A 15,364-nucleotide genomic window follows, 5' to 3' on the forward strand; every position below is an offset into this window, starting at 1 on the left:
ATGATAATCCATTTTGTGCCCAAGCCAGTAAAATGGCTTTTCCCTAAATATGTTTGGAACAAGTCAAGAGCAAAAAAGGAAGTCTATTTGACTTTTGATGATGGTCCTGTTCCAAGTATAACCCCTTTTGTTTTGGATGAATTGAAAAAGAGAGGGATGTTTGCGACTTTTTTTATGGTGGGGGATAATATTCGAAAGCATCCTGCTTTGGCGAGAAGAGTAATGGAGGAAGGGCATCAAATAGGTAATCATACCTATAATCACCTTAACGGGGCAAAGGTAGACCATAATAGTTATATTGGGAACCTAGAGAAATGCCGACAAACTATTAAAAAGGTATTGGGGCTTGACACACATTTGTTTCGTCCACCTTATGGCAGGCTAAAGGCTAGTCAGACAAAAGTTGTTTCCAAGTACTTTAAGATCATCATGTGGGATGTCTTGTCAGGTGATTTTGTAAATGGGATCAGTCCTAGTCAATGTCTACAAAAGACAATCAAATATACTCAGAATGGTTCTATTATACTTTTTCATGATCAGGAAAAAACAGAAACAGTAATTAGAGAGGCTTTGCCCCTATATTTGGATTACCTAAAAACCAATAATATCCAAACGGCCTTGTTATGATTGTTTGGACTGCTATTATCCTTGTTGCACTTTTAGTTGTACAGGATATCCTGTTGCTGATCCTTTTTCTGTTCAATTATAAAAACCATAGTGAACAAGATCAGGTAGAGCGTGATTGGCCAAGTGTTTCGGTTATTATGACAGCAAGAAATGAATCAGCTGTTTTAGTAGGTTGCTTAAGGGCTTTTGATCTAATTGATTATCCGAAGGGGAAAATAGAATTTATCATTGGAAATGACCAAAGTGAGGATGAAACTCCTGATATACTAAGAGCTTGGGCTGGTAATGGCAACCAAAGGACTTATATGGAAATTCAATCCCTGTATTCACATATCAATGGAAAAGCAAATGCCCTGGCTCAGCTGATAGAAAATTCAAAAGGTGAATTGCTTTTATTGACGGATGCTGATTGTAGGGTGGGTGATCAATGGGTAAAAGAATTGGTAAGGGCCTATAGACCAAAGTTTGGGTTGGTGGTAGGGGTGACTCAGGTCATTGGGGAAAATTTGTTTGAAAAGCTTCAGGGCTTGGAGTGGTGGCAAACCTTGGGAATGATAAAGGTGACCTCTGATCTTGGCTTTCTGTTGACAGCTGTGGGAAATAATATGCTGGTAAGCCGGGAAGCCTATGAAAAAGTAGGCGGCTATGAAGGATTGTCTTTTTCTGTTACTGAAGATTTTGCACTTGGCGAGGCTGTAAAGGCTATAGGCTATAAGCCTGTTCACCAATTTAGTCCCAATAGTTTAATAGATACCAAAGGGGAAAATAATTTTTTGGCTTTACTTATTCAAAGGAAAAGATGGATGTGGGGAGCGAGAACATTACCTATGAAATGGCAACTATTATTATTGCTTCAAGTAATGTTTTATCCCTGTATTTTTGTTCTTTTGATGTTTTTTCCACTTGAGGCAGGGCTGGTTTGGCTTGGTAAATGGATTATGCAATCTTTATTTATAAAGGCACTAGCAAAAAAAGTTGGACAGGTGATACCCCTATTTCAACTAATAATATTTGAACTTTATTATCCAGTAATTTCATGGTCCACAATAGTGTATTATTTTTGGCCTTCGAAAATTAAATGGAAAGAAAGGAAGTACTGATGCAATTTATTGATACCCACGCCCATATTTATTCTAAGAAGTACGATAGTGATCGTGATGAGGTGATCCGTAGAAGTGTTGAAAATGGTGTGACAAAGATTTATATGCCCAATGTGGATGTGGAATCTATTGATGCCATGTTGGAGGCTGAGCATCGCTACCCAGATATTTGTATTCCAATGATGGGCTTGCATCCCTGTGATGTAAAAAAAGGCTTTGAAAAGGAATTATATGTGATGGAGGATTGGTTGAATAAGCGACCTTTTGTAGCTGTTGGGGAGATCGGTACAGATTTGTATTGGGACAAGAGCCTATTTGAAGAGCAGAAAGAAGCTTTGAAAATCCAAGTTAACTGGGCCAAGGAAAAGGAATTACCGATTGTTCTGCATTGTAGGGAATCTATAGATGAGACTATCGAGATCATAGGTGAACTTAATGATCAGAAGTTAACTGGGGTTTTTCATTGTTTTTCAGGCAATGTAGAGCAGGCCAATAGGATAATAGAAATGGGTTTTTTGCTGGGAATAGGAGGTGTTTCTACCTTTAAAAATGGCGGTTTGGACAAAGTTTTGCCAGAAATAGGTCTTGATAATTTGGTTTTGGAAACAGATGGGCCATATTTGGCTCCAGTGCCGCACAGAGGCAAGCGCAATTCTCCAGAATATATTCCTTTAATTGCACAGCGAGTAGGAGATCTTACAGAGAATACACTGGAAAAAGTTTCCGAAATCACTAATTTAAATGCCAATAAAGTTTTTAACCGGTCTGAACTATGAATTATAAGATCGTAAGATTAAATACAGCCGCCAAGAGTGAGATCAAATCTTCGGTGCTGATAATCTATACAGGAGGAACCCTAGGGATGGCCTATGATGATGAAGGCTCTTTGGTGCCCTTTAATTTTGGACAGATATTGGAGAAAATACCCAATTTGACCAATATGAATATTGCCATAACGGTAATTAGTTTTCCCGAGCCAATAGACTCCTCCAATGTAAACATGCAGCATTGGGTGGATATGGCCTACATTATATATGAGAACTACGATACCTATGATGGTTTTGTAGTACTTCATGGAACGGATACGATGGCTTATTCAGCTTCTATGTTGAGCTTCATGTTGAAGGGCTTGAGCAAGCCTGTGATTTTTACCGGTGCTCAATTGCCCATCAGTGCCATGCGTTCTGACGCCCGGGAAAATTTGATGACTTCATTGGAAATTGCCATTTCAAAGGCCAATGGGAAGCCTATTGTGCCAGAAGTGTGCATTTTCTTTAATCATATGCTTCTTAGGGGGAATAGAGCCAAGAAGATGCAGAGTGTCCATTTTGATGCTTTTGAATCAGAAAACTATCCTCCATTGGCAGAAGCTGGAATTGTAATCGATTTTAATTATGCCGCTATTAAGCCCTATAAGGAAGGGGTTCAATTAAAATATCTTAACAAGCTGGATAAAAGTGTCATGATCTTGAAGCTTTTTCCAGGGATTACTTCCGAAGTCATGGATAGTTGTTTTAATACCAAAGGACTTAGGGGAGTGGTTATGGAAACTTATGGGTCCGGAAACAGTCCTACAGAAGCTTGGTTCGTGGAATGTGTTGAAAGAGCCGTAAAGAAAGGTATCATAATATTGAATGTGTCCCAGTGTAATGGAGGTAGAGTAATACAGGGAAGATATGAGACCAGTAAAGAGTTAAAGAGAATAGGAGTGTTAAGTGGAGGTGACATTACTTCAGAGGCGGCCATATGCAAAATGATGTTCTTGTTGGCCAATGAAACGGATGATGAACAAATAAGAAGGAAGCTGATTACTCCTATTGCAGGAGAGATGTCTTTGACGAGTATTTAGGATTTTAAGGTTAATTTTTCTGTTAAAAGCTTAAAGAAACTGAAAAAAATCTAAAAACATCAAGCATTTGATTTTCAGTCTCCTATTTTCAATAAATCTTGAAATACGTCTTCTAAACGCTTATTTTTGCTTAAATAAGCGTTAGTTTATTTGCAGGAGGAAAATATTATATTTTTATTTGTCGCTTCGATTGTTAGCGAAGTATACAGAGAGGTGTCCGAGCGGTCGAAGGAGCACGCCTGGAAAGCGTGTATACCCCTAAAGGGTATCGAGGGTTCGAATCCCTTCCTCTCTGCATTTTAATTTTGAATTTAGGCCAATTAAGCCACCGACAAGCCATTCGTTCTTTCTTTATTATCCTCTGATAGAGTAATTGGTACACTTAATCATCCGTTCATAAGACTAAAGCTTTTTTAGTTTATGAAAAGTTAACTAACTTGTAGAGGAGTAAATAGAATAAGGTAGTGGATGGGTAGCTGAAAAAATTATAGCAGCATCCCTTGTCATTTGATTTGAAAAAATTATATCTTTAAAAGCTCAATATTAAAATTAGAAACCGTTTAACCTTTATTTAAAGTCTATTAAAAACTAAATTATGAAAAAGTTAATCGCTTTGTTCATGCTTACCGGACTACTTCTATCTCCGGTTATCACAAAAGCACAGGATGCCACAGAAGATGCTTCTGCTGAAGACACTACTGAAATGGCAATGGAAGAAGAAGCAGTTGAGGAACCTGCACCAGTTGTTGCAGACGACGAGATTGTAGTGGAAGATCAACCATTCCATCAAGTAATCAAAGACAAGTTTATTGAAGGTGATCCTACTTTCATGACTCCAGTATTGATTTGTTTGATTTTGGGTCTTGCAGTAGCTCTTGAAAGAATCATTACCCTTAACCTTTCAACTACTAACACTAAAAAGCTTCTTGCAAAAGTTGAAGATGCTCTAGATCAAGGTGGAATTGAAGCGGCTAAAGACGTTACAAAAAGCACTAAAGGTCCAGTTGCCTCTATCTTTACACAAGGCTTGATGAGATACTCAGAAGGTATCGAGATGGTTGAAAAGTCTATCATCGCTTACGGTTCTGTAGAAATGGGTCGTTTGGAAAAAGGTTTGGTATGGATTTCCCTATTCATCTCTCTTGCTCCAATGCTTGGTTTCATGGGTACTGTAATTGGTATGATTGGAGCCTTCGATTCAATTGAAGCAGCTGGTGATATCTCTCCTTCTTTGGTAGCAGGTGGTATTAAAATCGCCCTTTTGACTACTGTAGCAGGTTTGATCGTTGCGATTATCCTACAGTTGTTCTACAACTACTGTGTAGCTAAAATCGATTCATTGGTGAACGATATGGAGGATGCCTCTATCACTTTGGTTGATATCCTTGTAAAGCATAAATTGACTAAGTAATAGTCAAGCCTTGCTTTAACAATAAAATTATTTATTAACCAACCAAAGAACTAAACGATATGGATTCTTACGATATCATGCTATATGTAAGTTATGCATTGATCGGATTCGGAGTGTTATTTGCAATAGTAATGCCTCTAATCAAATCAATTGATAACCCAAAAAGTTTGCTAAAGATAGGTGTCGGTGTAATTGGTGTTGCGGTATTGTTCTTTGTTGCCTACTCAGTGTCTGGTGACGAGGTATTGCCTAAATTCGCAGTTGAACCGTTCAACCTGACTCCAGGAGCTTCAAAAGCTGTTGGTGGAATATTGCTAACTACTTATGTACTTTTCGGACTTTCATTAGTAGGAATTGTATATACGGAATTAAGTAAAATTATAAAGTAATTTACGATGGCAAGAAAGAAAAACCGAATGAGTCAGGAGGTAAATGCAGGTTCCATGGCGGATATCGCCTTCTTGCTACTTATCTTCTTTCTTGTAACAACTACAATTGCTTCTGACAAAGGTATCACTAACATCTTGCCTCCAAAGCAAGACCCTAACGTGCCACCACCTGATATTAAAAAGAATGAAAGAAATATCTTTAAGATATTAGTCAACTCCAATGACCAATTATTGGTTGAAGGAGATTTCAGGGAGAATTCAGAGGGTTTGGATCAGGAAGTAAAGGAATTCGTCATGAACTTCGGGAATCCTGATCAAGAGAATGTGGATCTATACAATAGCCTTCCTCCTTCATTGAAAGGAATGTCTGCTAAAGATCCTGAGTCTTCAGACCACCCCAATGAAGCGGTAGTGTCAATAAAAACAGATCGTGGTACTAGCTATGAGTTATATTTGGAAGTACTTGATTTGGTAAAGAAAGCTTATTTTGAAATCTATGCCGAAAGAGTAGGTTTGACTGCAGATGAATACAGGGCATTGTCCAGTAGAGATGCTGCAGAAAAAGAACTGATGCAAAGAGGAAAAGAAAACATTCCTATGGCGATTTCAATTGCTGAACCAGATAAAACAGGAGGAGAATAATTATGGCAAAGTTTAAGAAAAAAACAAAGACCGAAGAGAACATTCCTACGTCAGCCTTGCCGGATATTATCTTCATGCTTCTTTTCTTCTTCATGGTAACTACTGTATTGAGAGAGCAGGAACTTTTGGTAGAACAAAAGCTTCCTCAAGCTACTCAGTTGCAAAAATTGGAAAAGAAATCTTTGATATCTTATCTATATGTGGGTAAGCCTAAGAACACTTCACTTTACGGTACAGAGCCAAGAGTGCAGGCAAATGATGCTTTGATAACTACAAATGACATCTTGCTTTGGGTGAACCAGGAAAAAGATAATTTATCAGAAGCAGAAAGAGACCAGATTACCATTTCCCTTAAAGCAGATAGGGACGTTAAGATGGGACCGATTGCTGATATTCAGTTAGAGCTTAGAGAAGCTGATGCTAGAAAAGTACTTTATGCATCAGTTGGAAAAGTAAAATAATATTTGATAATATCAATATTTTGAAAAAGCTACCTTAGTAACTAGGGTAGCTTTTTTTTGTTAATCCAAGAGAAAATTCAATGTCAAAGAGTAAGAAGAAGACGCACTTTGCCTGGGCAATGTATGATTGGGCCAATTCTGTGTATAGTTTGGTCATTACCTCAACTATTTTTCCTGTTTATTACAATAATGTGACTCAAACTGATTCCGATAATGATTTGGTTTCCTTTTTTGGATTTGAAGTGGTCAACACGGTGTTGTATTCTTGGTCCATTTCTTTTTCTTTTCTTGTTATTGCGGTTTTATCTCCGTTATTGTCTGGGATGGCGGACTCTGGGGGTAAGAAGCTTACCTTTATGAAGATATTTGCCACATTGGGTTCATTGTCATGCATGGCGTTGTTCTTTTTTGATGGTTCTAATTTGGAGTTTGGAATAATATGTAGTGTTCTGGCAAGTATAGGATATGCAGGTAGTATAGTGTTTTATAATGCGTTTCTTCCAGAAATTAGTAGTGTGGATGAATATGATATGCTTAGTGCGAAAGGTTTTGCATTGGGGTATATTGGGAGTGTAATTCTTTTGGTGATAAATCTATTAATGATACAGGTGCCAGAATTATTTTATATTAGTGATGGAGGAGAAGCTGCAAGGTTGTCATTTTTGTTGACAGGATTGTGGTGGTTAGGATTTTCTATGATCCCATTTAGTGTGCTTGAAGACAATCCTTACGGCAGAAGATATGATAGGTCCTTATTATTGTCGGGCTATAGGGAGATCAGGTCCGTTTTTAAGTAGATTAAAGGTGAAATTCAATTGAAAAGGTTTCTACTTTCCTTTTGGTTTTACAGCATGGGTGTTCAAACGGTGATGTATATGGCTGCTTCTTTTGGTGATAAAGAATTAGAGCTTGCTGGAGATAAATTAATATTGACCATTCTTATTATTCAAATAGTAGCGATATTGGGTAGTTACTTGTTCGCCTTTATATCCATGAAAAAAGGAAATAAGTTAGCTTTGGTAAGCATGGTTGTTATTTGGGTCTTGATATGTTTTGCTGCATATTTTGTGTATACCGAATATCAATTTTATGCTTTGGCTTTTGTAGTAGGTATGGTTATGGGAGGAATACAATCGATTTCACGATCTTCTTATTCCAAGCTAATACCTGAGGAAACGGTAGATCATGCCTCATACTTCAGCTTCTATGATGTTACAGAGAAAATTGCGATTGTTTTAGGGACATTCTCTTATGGCTTGATTGAGCAATTTACAGGCAGTATGCGGGTTAGCTCTTTAGTTTTAGGTATATTTTTTGTAGTTGGTCTAGTCTTTCTGTTGCGGATGAGGTTTCCAAGTCATAAATTGCTTAAAGTTTAATAAATATTATAATGCTTGAAATTATTTCTGGTACTTCTGTGAAAAAACTGGATGCGGATTTTATACACGATAAGGGGATATCATCTCATCGCTTAATGGAGTACGCTGCAACAGCCTTTTGTGATTTTTTTGAAAAGAACTTTCATCGAAATGATAAAGTGGGGATTTTTTGTGGACATGGAAATAATGGAGGAGATGGATTGGCTATCGCAAGGCTTCTTTGGAGAAAAGGCTATGATGTTATGGTCTTTTTTATTGGTGATTATGTTAAGGCGAGCGCCGATTGTAGATTGAACAAGGAATTGTTACCTGATAAACTCCCTTCTGTTACAGTTTGCGACGAGCGTATCAAGTTGATAGATTATGACTTTCACGTTTTGATTGATGCAATACTAGGTATTGGAGTAAACAGACCATTGGATGGGCTTTATCTAGATCTTGTAAGCAAGCTTAATAGGATTGAAGATGCTACGCGAATAGCAGTGGATATACCATCTGGCCTTCCTTCTGATGGCTGTTTAGTAGGAGAAGCGTTTAAGGCAGATATTACAGTAAGTTTTCAGTTTCCTAAATATTCTCTTTTGTTTCCAGAGCATGCAGAAAACGTAGGTAAGCTCAAAGTTGTGAATATAGGGATTGAACAGCCATTTTTTGGTCAGTTTTCTGAAGGGAAATATTTTTTACAATACAAGGATATTAAACATAGGCATAAATCATTTAATAGATTTGCTCATAAGGGTGATTTCGGGAAAGTTTTGCTAGTTGGTGGGAGTTATGGGAAAATGGGTGCCATCCGGATGAGTTCTGAAGCAGCCATGAGGACAGGTAGTGGGTTAGTAACCTGCTTAAGTCCTAAATGTGGTGTTGCTGTATTACAGTCCGGTTTGCCAGAGCTTATGGTGATTGCTTCTAAGGATGAGGAGTATTTGAGTGATTTTGAACATGCAGAGCTTGATAATTACGATGCTATAGGCTTGGGTCCTGGCATGGGAACCCAAGAAATTACAGCAAGTTTGTTAAAAGGAATTTTGAAGAATTATTCAGGTCCTATGGTAATAGATGCTGATGGAATTAATATTTTAGCGAAGCATAAGTACCTTTTGCCATTGTTGAGGGAAAATATAATTCTTACTCCACATATTAAAGAGTTTGAACGCTTAGTTGGAGCTTGTGAAAATCATCAGATTAGATTGAAAAAGGCAAAAGAATTTGCTCAAAAATATAGTTGTTATTTGGTGTTAAAGGGCGCTCATACCGCGGTTAACTTACCAGACGGGAAGCAATATTTTAATTCGAGCGGAAACCAATACTTGGCCACTGGAGGGACAGGGGATGTGCTTACAGGTATGATTACATCATTTCTGGGGCAAGGCTATTGTGCTGAAGATGCAGCCTTGTGTGGAGTATATCAGCATGGAGTTGCTGGGGAGTTGGCTTCTGCTAAGAAGTTGAGAGGAACCATTGCCTCGGATGTTATTAAGGCTATTCCAAAGAGTTTCGTGAAATTAAGGATTAAATAAAAAATGTCCCTTGAATCTTCAAGGGACATTTTTTATTTAAAATTCTGCATTTCCTGGAGTTCTTGGGAATGCTATTACGTCTCTTATATTTCCCATTCCAGTAACAAACTGAACCATTCTTTCGAAACCAAGGCCAAAACCTGAATGTGGAGTTGCTCCGAATCTACGGGTGTCAAGGTACCAGTAAAGTTCTTCCTGAGGAATGTTCATTTCATCCATTCTATTTGTCAGCTTTTCTAGGTTCTCCTCTCTTTGCGAACCACCGACAATCTCTCCGATTCCCGGGAAAAGTATGTCCATAGCTGCAACGGTCTTTCCATCTTCATTTTGCTTCATGTAGAAAGCTTTGATCTCTTTTGGATAATCAGTTAGAATAACCGGTTTTTTGAAGTGCTTTTCTACCAAGAACCTTTCATGCTCAGACTGTAGATCTGCACCCCAACCTTCAATTAAATATTTGAATTTCTTTTTCTTGTTTGGTTTTGAATTCCTTAAAATTTCGATGGCTTCAGTGTAAGTGAGCCTTTCAAATTCATGCTCTACCACAAATTGAAGTCTTTCTAAGAGTCCCATCTCTGCCCTTTCATTGGCAGGTTTCTTTGCGTTTTCCTCGGCTGCTCTTTTATCCAAGAAATCAAGATCATCTTTGCAGTTTTCCATGGCATAAGAGATAATATACTTGAGGAAATCTTCTGCTAGATCCTGGTTGTCCTCAGCATCATAAAATGCCATTTCAGGCTCGATCATCCAAAACTCAGCCAAGTGTCTGGTAGTGTTTGAGTTTTCAGCTCTGAAAGTAGGTCCAAATGTATAGATTTCAGAGAGAGCCATAGCTGCTAACTCACCCTCAAGCTGTCCAGAAACCGTTAGGTTGGTTTCTCTTTCAAAGAAATCTTCCTTATAGTCAATATCACCATTTTCTGTCAATGGTGGGTTTTTTAAGTCTAGGGTTGTGACCTTAAATGTTTCTCCAGCACCCTCTGCATCGGAAGCAGTAATAATAGGTGTATGGATATAGAAGAACCCTTTGTTGTTGAAATATTGGTTGACAGCAAAAGCCAAGGCATGCCTAACTCTAAATACAGCGCCAAAAGTATTTGTTCTCATTCTTAGGTGGGCAATGTCCCTAAGAAATTCCATTGAATGTTTTTTTGGCTGCAAAGGGTACTTTTCAGGATCAGCTTCACCTAAAACTTCAATGGCGTCTGCGGCAAGTTCAGAAACTTGGCCTGATCCTTGTGATGCGACAACTTGGCCAGTAACTTTAATACAGGCGCCAGTGGTAATTCTTCTAAGAATATCTTCGCTTATGACATTCGGGTCAGCGACAATTTGATAGTTTTGGATGACAGAGCCATCGTTAAGGGCAATGAAAGAAACGCTTTTATTACTTCTTTTAGTTCTGACCCAGCCCATTACAGTGGCTTTTTCACCAATAATATCATTGTCAAGCAAGAATTTAATCTTAGATCGTTTGTTGAATGCCATAGGAATTGAATTTATGGTTTTACCCCTTAAAGGTAAGTTTGAATCATTGATTTAAAATGGAATGCAAAAAACGATATAATAAGCTTTTTATCAAAATTTTGCTGTAATTTCCTAAATTTGAATAATAATCGATGACCTTAATTTGGCTTGCCGAAAGTGGTGTTTAATTTTTAAGAAATAAGGAGTTCTAGAGTACGCGATATGCAGAAGCTTAATTTAAATCAGGTATTATCCCAAAAATTGTCTCCTCAGCAGATTCAGTTTATAAAGCTGTTGCAAGTACCAACAGCTGAATTGGAGGCAAGGGTAGAAGAGGAGTTGGAAATTAATCCAGCACTGGAAGAAGGGAGAGATGAAACAGGGGAGCCTCAGGAAGAGGAAATCCTTCCAGATAGTTATGAAGAAGAGAAAAAGGAGGATAAAGACCTTAACCTGGATGATTATTTAAATGATGATTATGGCGGGTATAAAATGCAAGGTGATGGGAATTATTCCCCTGATGAAGAGGAAAGGGAAATGCCTCTTTCCAGTGGTACCTCCCTGTCTGAGCAGTTGATTTCTCAATTAAATTTTTTACGTCTTGATGAGCATCAGAGAACAATTGGTAGACAGCTAATTGGTAGTATTGAGAGTGATGGTTATATAAGAAGGGATTTGGAAGCTATCATAAACGATCTGGCTTTCAGCCAAAATGTGGAGACAGATTTGGATGAGGTGGAAGAAGTTCTGCGTAAGATCCAAAACTTTGATCCTGCGGGAATTGCTGCTAGAAGTCTTCAGGAATGTCTTTTGATCCAGCTGGAGAGAAAAGAGCATCAAGAAGATGAGATAGTACAAAAGGCCCTTATAGTAGTTTCTGAATGTTTTGAAGAGTTCACAAAAAAACATTATGACAAGATCCTTAAAAAATGCAGCCTGGAAGAAGAGGATTTAAAAGAAGTCATTCATATGATTACTCGCCTTAATCCAAAACCTGGAGGAGGCTCTGATGGCTTAATGCGCACCCAGTACATAATTCCAGATTTTATTCTAAATAATGTCAATGGGAAATTGGAGATCAGCCTTAACTCCCGAAATGCACCAGAGCTTAGAGTGAGTAGATCATATTCAGAAATGTTTGAGGCATATGATAAAAGTGATAAGAAGGATAAAAAGCTTAAGGATACAGTTAGTTTCGTAAAGCAAAAGCTGGATGCCGCAAAGTGGTTTATAGATGCTATCAAACAAAGGCAACAGACCCTATTGAAAACCATGCAGGCTATTTTAGATTATCAAACTGAGTTTTTTATTGAGGGAGATGAGACCAAACTTAAACCTATGATTTTGAAGGATATCGCTGAGAGAATTGATATGGATATTTCTACGGTTTCAAGAGTGGCTAACAGTAAAGCCATTCAAACCGAATTTGGGGTCTTTCCTTTAAAGTATTTCTTTTCTGAAGGTATTTCTACAGAGGGTGGAGAGGATGTAAGTAACAGGGAAGTGAAAAGTGTTTTACAAAAACTGGTGGATGAGGAAGAAAAGAGGAAGCCACTTTCTGATGATAAGTTAGTGAAATTATTAAATGATAAAGGTTATAATATAGCTAGAAGGACCGTAGCAAAATATAGGGAACAACTACATATTCCAGTAGCCAGATTAAGAAAAGAATTATAGTGTATAGAAAGATAGCGCTCACCCTTTCGGTGATATTTCAGCCTTTATTAATGCCAAGTTTGGTTTTTGCTTTGATATTATATGGAGTTCCCGAGGCAACAAAGGTTCCTGATGAATTGAAGCTTTCCGTTTTTTTGTTGGTAATTGTTTCAACATTGATGATTCCTATGTTAACAATATTGGGCATGAAATACACTGATTCTATTCCCAGCATGCATATGGCTGAGAAGAGGGAGCGCTTTATTCCTTTTACAATTGTGAGCTTGTTCTATATTTTGGTAACCTACCTGTTTTATTTAAAACTGAATTTTGATGAGCTCATAGTCTTCAGTCTTGCTACAATAACTGCAGCCATTATATTGCTTACCTTGGTTACTTTTTTTTGGAAAGTAAGTGCTCATCTAACAGGTTTGTCAGGTCTTATAGCCATTATTATTGTTTTGAGCATGAAATTTCCACAGTCCCATTTATTATATCCATTGATATTAACAATTATCCTTAGTGGGGTTGTGGGATCATGTAGGTTGTATTTGAATGCACACCGCCCTTTAGAATTGGTGGCTGGCTTTTGTCTTGGCTTTTTAACTTGTTTTGCAGCTTTCTTTTATTTCTTGATGATTTAGTGGTTATGGATTATAAGTACATTATAGTGACTAAACAATCGGGATGGGTTGAAATAGCCCTGAACCGACCGAAAGTTTATAATGCACTAAACAAGGAATTGCTTGAAGAACTCTTGGAAGCAATTACCGAGGCTGATAATGATAGAGAACTTAAATGTATAGTGATGACTGGGCGAGGAGGGGCTTTTTGTAGTGGTCAGGATTTGAAATCAGTAGGGGGAGATTTAGACAATATTCCATTTAGCAAAATAGTCAGGGAACAATATAATCCGCTGATCTTAAAAATGGCTGAATGTAGAAAAACCATTATATGTAAACTGAATGGTTTAGCAGCAGGTGCAGGTTGTTCGCTGGCCTTGGCCTGTGACTTGATAGTTGCTTCTAGGGATGTTTATCTTGCAGAGATATTCCCTCATATTGGATTGGTAATGGATGGTGGTTCTACGTATTTCCTGTTGAACAAGCTTGGCTATACAAAAGCCTATGAAATTGCTACTACCGGAAGAAAGGTGTATGCGGATGAGGCTGAAAAAATTGGCTTGATAACAAAAAGTGTAGATTCCTCTGAATTGAATGAAGTAGTTCAGCAATATATAGATGTGTATACCAATGCTTCATTAGCAGCAGTGGCGGGGATTAAAGAAATGCTCCAAAAGGCAGGAGGGATGAGTTTGAAGGAGGTTTTGGAGATGGAAGCAGATTTTCAACAAAAAGTTGGCAGTGGGAAAGATTTTATTGAAGGTGTAAGCGCATTTTTGGAAAAAAGGAAGCCAAATTTCAATCAATAAAAAAGGGGATATTTAAATCCCCTTTTTTATTGATTGACTTGCTAGAATAAAGCTATTGATAGACCGAAGTTGAATTGGCTAGCTTCAGTGGCTAATGGACCAAGGTCTTTTTCAAAAACTTTATTTAGCCCGTAATAGGCCCATAGGTTAAATCCTGATAAACCTACTCTAGTATAAGCACCGTATCGAACTTTATTTAAACCATAGTCCTGAGTGGTTTTTATCTTTTGTCTTACTCCGTCAGGCGTAGTGATATCATTTTTGGTATGTGCATTATATAGAAATCCTACTTTTCCACCCAATGCGATTCTGAATCCTTCATTATAATCGCTTTTGTTGAAGTGGTAACGGAATTCTAAAGGGATGTCTATATAATTAAGTGCCATGGTGTTTTTATGAACTACAGTACCTTCTCCATATATATCTTCTAGATCTGCAACCATACTTGAATTGGTTCCTTTGTCTGGGTCATTGACTAAAGTCATATCATTTTTAAGGGCCATTTTATCAAGTCCAAAACCAATTCCTGGGTTGAAAGTATATCCTGACTTTTCTCCAAGGTTTATGGCTCTTTGAAAATAGATGTTTGCAGTCTTAGAAGCGAAAAACTTAGTGTTTAGATCTTCCGGTCTATTGTTTAATATATTGAAGCCGAAGTCCAAAAATAAATCTCCGTTTATATCTGGCCTGCCTTTTAATGGATTGTTCTTACCTTCTTGTGCATAAATGCTGATCGGAAAGGTAAATACAAGTAAAATAATTATAAGTCTTTTCATGAAAGAGTATTTTGTATTTTATTTTCAGGGAGCTAAATTATAAAAACTTGCTTGATAGTTAGGGCTTTTTATCTTAATTATTCTTAATGTAAGTTCTGGGAATGGAGTACATGGCTTTAGTGAGAAATTCGTTTTACGAAATATCTGGCTGATTAATAGACTATTTAGTTGAAATGCTTTTACTTTTTTTGAGATTTATTTTAAAAAACCTTTGATCATTTAACGGGATGTGCTACATTTGCAATCCCAAATAATGGCCTCGTAGCTCAACTGAATAGAGCACTTGATTACGGCTCAAGAGGTTCCAGGTTTGAATCCTGGCGAGGTCACTACAGTTCTTGTTTAAGGAAACAAGTGCTTTTTTAACGAACTTGCTAAAAGTTGCAGGATATATTGAGATTGAAATAAAGAAGAGGAAATTGTTCTTTTAAGCTTTCAAAGTTTTTCAAAACTTATTTAACTGAGAATTAGAGTAGTTAAGTTTTTGTTGAATAAAAACGAAGAAAAAGCTTTGTAACTAAGAAAAACTTCCTCACCTTTGCAGACCCAAACGGGGGAAGCTGAAATTGAAAGCGTTGTTAGAAGGTATTTTTTCGGGATAAAGTTCTGGAAAAATTAATTCTGGAAACGGTTTGTAAAATAAAGTTCTTTTTCG

General features: G+C 37.4%; 14 protein-coding genes, 2 tRNA genes and 1 pseudogene. 15 read left to right on the forward strand and 2 right to left on the reverse strand.

The annotated features are described in order from the left end of the window. The 11 genes and pseudogenes from KMW37_RS19775 to KMW37_RS19825 all read left to right on the forward strand — a co-directional run bounded on the left by KMW37_RS19775 (position 1) and on the right by KMW37_RS19825 (position 9,378). The gene (locus tag KMW37_RS19775) at positions 1–627 is read left to right on the forward strand and encodes a polysaccharide deacetylase family protein (RefSeq protein WP_215226369.1); all 627 of its coding nucleotides are present in this window, start codon (positions 1–3) and stop codon (positions 625–627) included. Next, entirely contained in the window at positions 624–1,727 is a 1,104-nt protein-coding gene (locus KMW37_RS19780; RefSeq protein WP_215226370.1) for a glycosyltransferase, read from the forward strand. Before KMW37_RS19775 ends, KMW37_RS19780 begins: the two co-directional genes overlap by 4 nt. Then, positions 1,727–2,503, forward strand: coding sequence for a TatD family hydrolase (locus tag KMW37_RS19785; RefSeq protein WP_215226387.1), 777 nt, complete (start codon positions 1,727–1,729; stop codon positions 2,501–2,503). Before KMW37_RS19780 ends, KMW37_RS19785 begins: the two co-directional genes overlap by 1 nt. After that, positions 2,500–3,576 carry an asparaginase gene (locus KMW37_RS19790; RefSeq protein WP_215226371.1) on the forward strand — a complete coding sequence of 359 codons (1,077 nt, stop codon included), beginning with the start codon at positions 2,500–2,502 and terminating at the stop codon, positions 3,574–3,576. The genes KMW37_RS19785 and KMW37_RS19790 overlap by 4 nt, the downstream gene beginning before the upstream one ends. Before the next feature lie 207 nt (positions 3,577–3,783). Next, positions 3,784–3,871: transfer RNA gene (locus tag KMW37_RS19795), tRNA-Ser, on the forward strand. A 300-nt stretch (positions 3,872–4,171) separates the two neighbouring features. After that, complete coding sequence (locus tag KMW37_RS19800) at positions 4,172–4,987, forward strand: MotA/TolQ/ExbB proton channel family protein (RefSeq protein WP_215226372.1); 816 nt, start codon at positions 4,172–4,174, stop codon at positions 4,985–4,987. 59 nt (positions 4,988–5,046) lie between these two features. Continuing rightward, positions 5,047–5,376, forward strand: a complete 330-nt coding sequence (locus tag KMW37_RS19805) for a hypothetical protein (protein WP_215226373.1) — start codon at positions 5,047–5,049, stop codon at positions 5,374–5,376. A gap of 6 nt (positions 5,377–5,382) precedes the next feature. Next, a complete protein-coding gene (locus tag KMW37_RS19810; RefSeq protein WP_215226374.1) occupies positions 5,383–6,018 on the forward strand; it encodes an ExbD/TolR family protein in 636 nt (211 codons plus the stop codon). Positions 6,019–6,020: 2 nt separating this feature from the next. Beyond that, positions 6,021–6,479, forward strand: a complete 459-nt coding sequence (locus tag KMW37_RS19815) for an ExbD/TolR family protein (RefSeq protein WP_215226375.1) — start codon at positions 6,021–6,023, stop codon at positions 6,477–6,479. Between the two features lie 80 nt (positions 6,480–6,559). Further along, positions 6,560–7,858: pseudogene (locus KMW37_RS19820) on the forward strand (MFS transporter). An 11-nt stretch (positions 7,859–7,869) separates the two neighbouring features. After that, positions 7,870–9,378, forward strand: a complete 1,509-nt coding sequence (locus tag KMW37_RS19825; protein ID WP_215226376.1) for an NAD(P)H-hydrate dehydratase — start codon at positions 7,870–7,872, stop codon at positions 9,376–9,378. A gap of 36 nt (positions 9,379–9,414) precedes the next feature. On the opposite strand, the gene asnS is transcribed toward KMW37_RS19825, so the two are convergent. Next, complete coding sequence (gene asnS, locus KMW37_RS19830) at positions 9,415–10,866, reverse strand: asparagine--tRNA ligase (protein ID WP_215226377.1); 1,452 nt, start codon at positions 10,864–10,866, stop codon at positions 9,415–9,417. A gap of 201 nt (positions 10,867–11,067) precedes the next feature. Here asnS and rpoN point away from each other — a divergent pair, with 201 nt between their 5' ends. From rpoN to KMW37_RS19845, 3 genes are read left to right on the forward strand one after another with little or no spacing between them, the layout of a single operon-like run. After that, positions 11,068–12,522: an RNA polymerase factor sigma-54 gene (gene rpoN / locus KMW37_RS19835; RefSeq protein ID WP_215226378.1), complete on the forward strand. Its 1,455-nt coding sequence runs from the start codon at positions 11,068–11,070 to the stop codon at positions 12,520–12,522. After that, a complete protein-coding gene (locus KMW37_RS19840) occupies positions 12,522–13,145 on the forward strand; it encodes a phosphatase PAP2 family protein (RefSeq protein WP_215226379.1) in 624 nt (207 codons plus the stop codon). The genes rpoN and KMW37_RS19840 overlap by 1 nt, the downstream gene beginning before the upstream one ends. A gap of 26 nt (positions 13,146–13,171) precedes the next feature. Next, complete coding sequence (locus tag KMW37_RS19845; RefSeq protein WP_317195592.1) at positions 13,172–13,933, forward strand: enoyl-CoA hydratase/isomerase family protein; 762 nt, start codon at positions 13,172–13,174, stop codon at positions 13,931–13,933. Positions 13,934–13,974: 41 nt separating this feature from the next. Here KMW37_RS19845 and KMW37_RS19850 read toward each other — a convergent pair whose 3' ends face one another. Then, entirely contained in the window at positions 13,975–14,709 is a 735-nt protein-coding gene (locus tag KMW37_RS19850) for a porin family protein (protein ID WP_215226381.1), read from the reverse strand. A 255-nt stretch (positions 14,710–14,964) separates the two neighbouring features. Here KMW37_RS19850 and KMW37_RS19855 point away from each other — a divergent pair. Beyond that, a tRNA-Arg gene (locus tag KMW37_RS19855) sits at positions 14,965–15,038 on the forward strand. Positions 15,039–15,364: the final 326 nt, after the last annotated feature.

The sequence above is a fragment of the Echinicola shivajiensis genome (genome assembly GCF_018642165.1).
Classification (GTDB): Bacteria; Bacteroidota; Bacteroidia; order Cytophagales; family Cyclobacteriaceae; genus Echinicola; species Echinicola shivajiensis.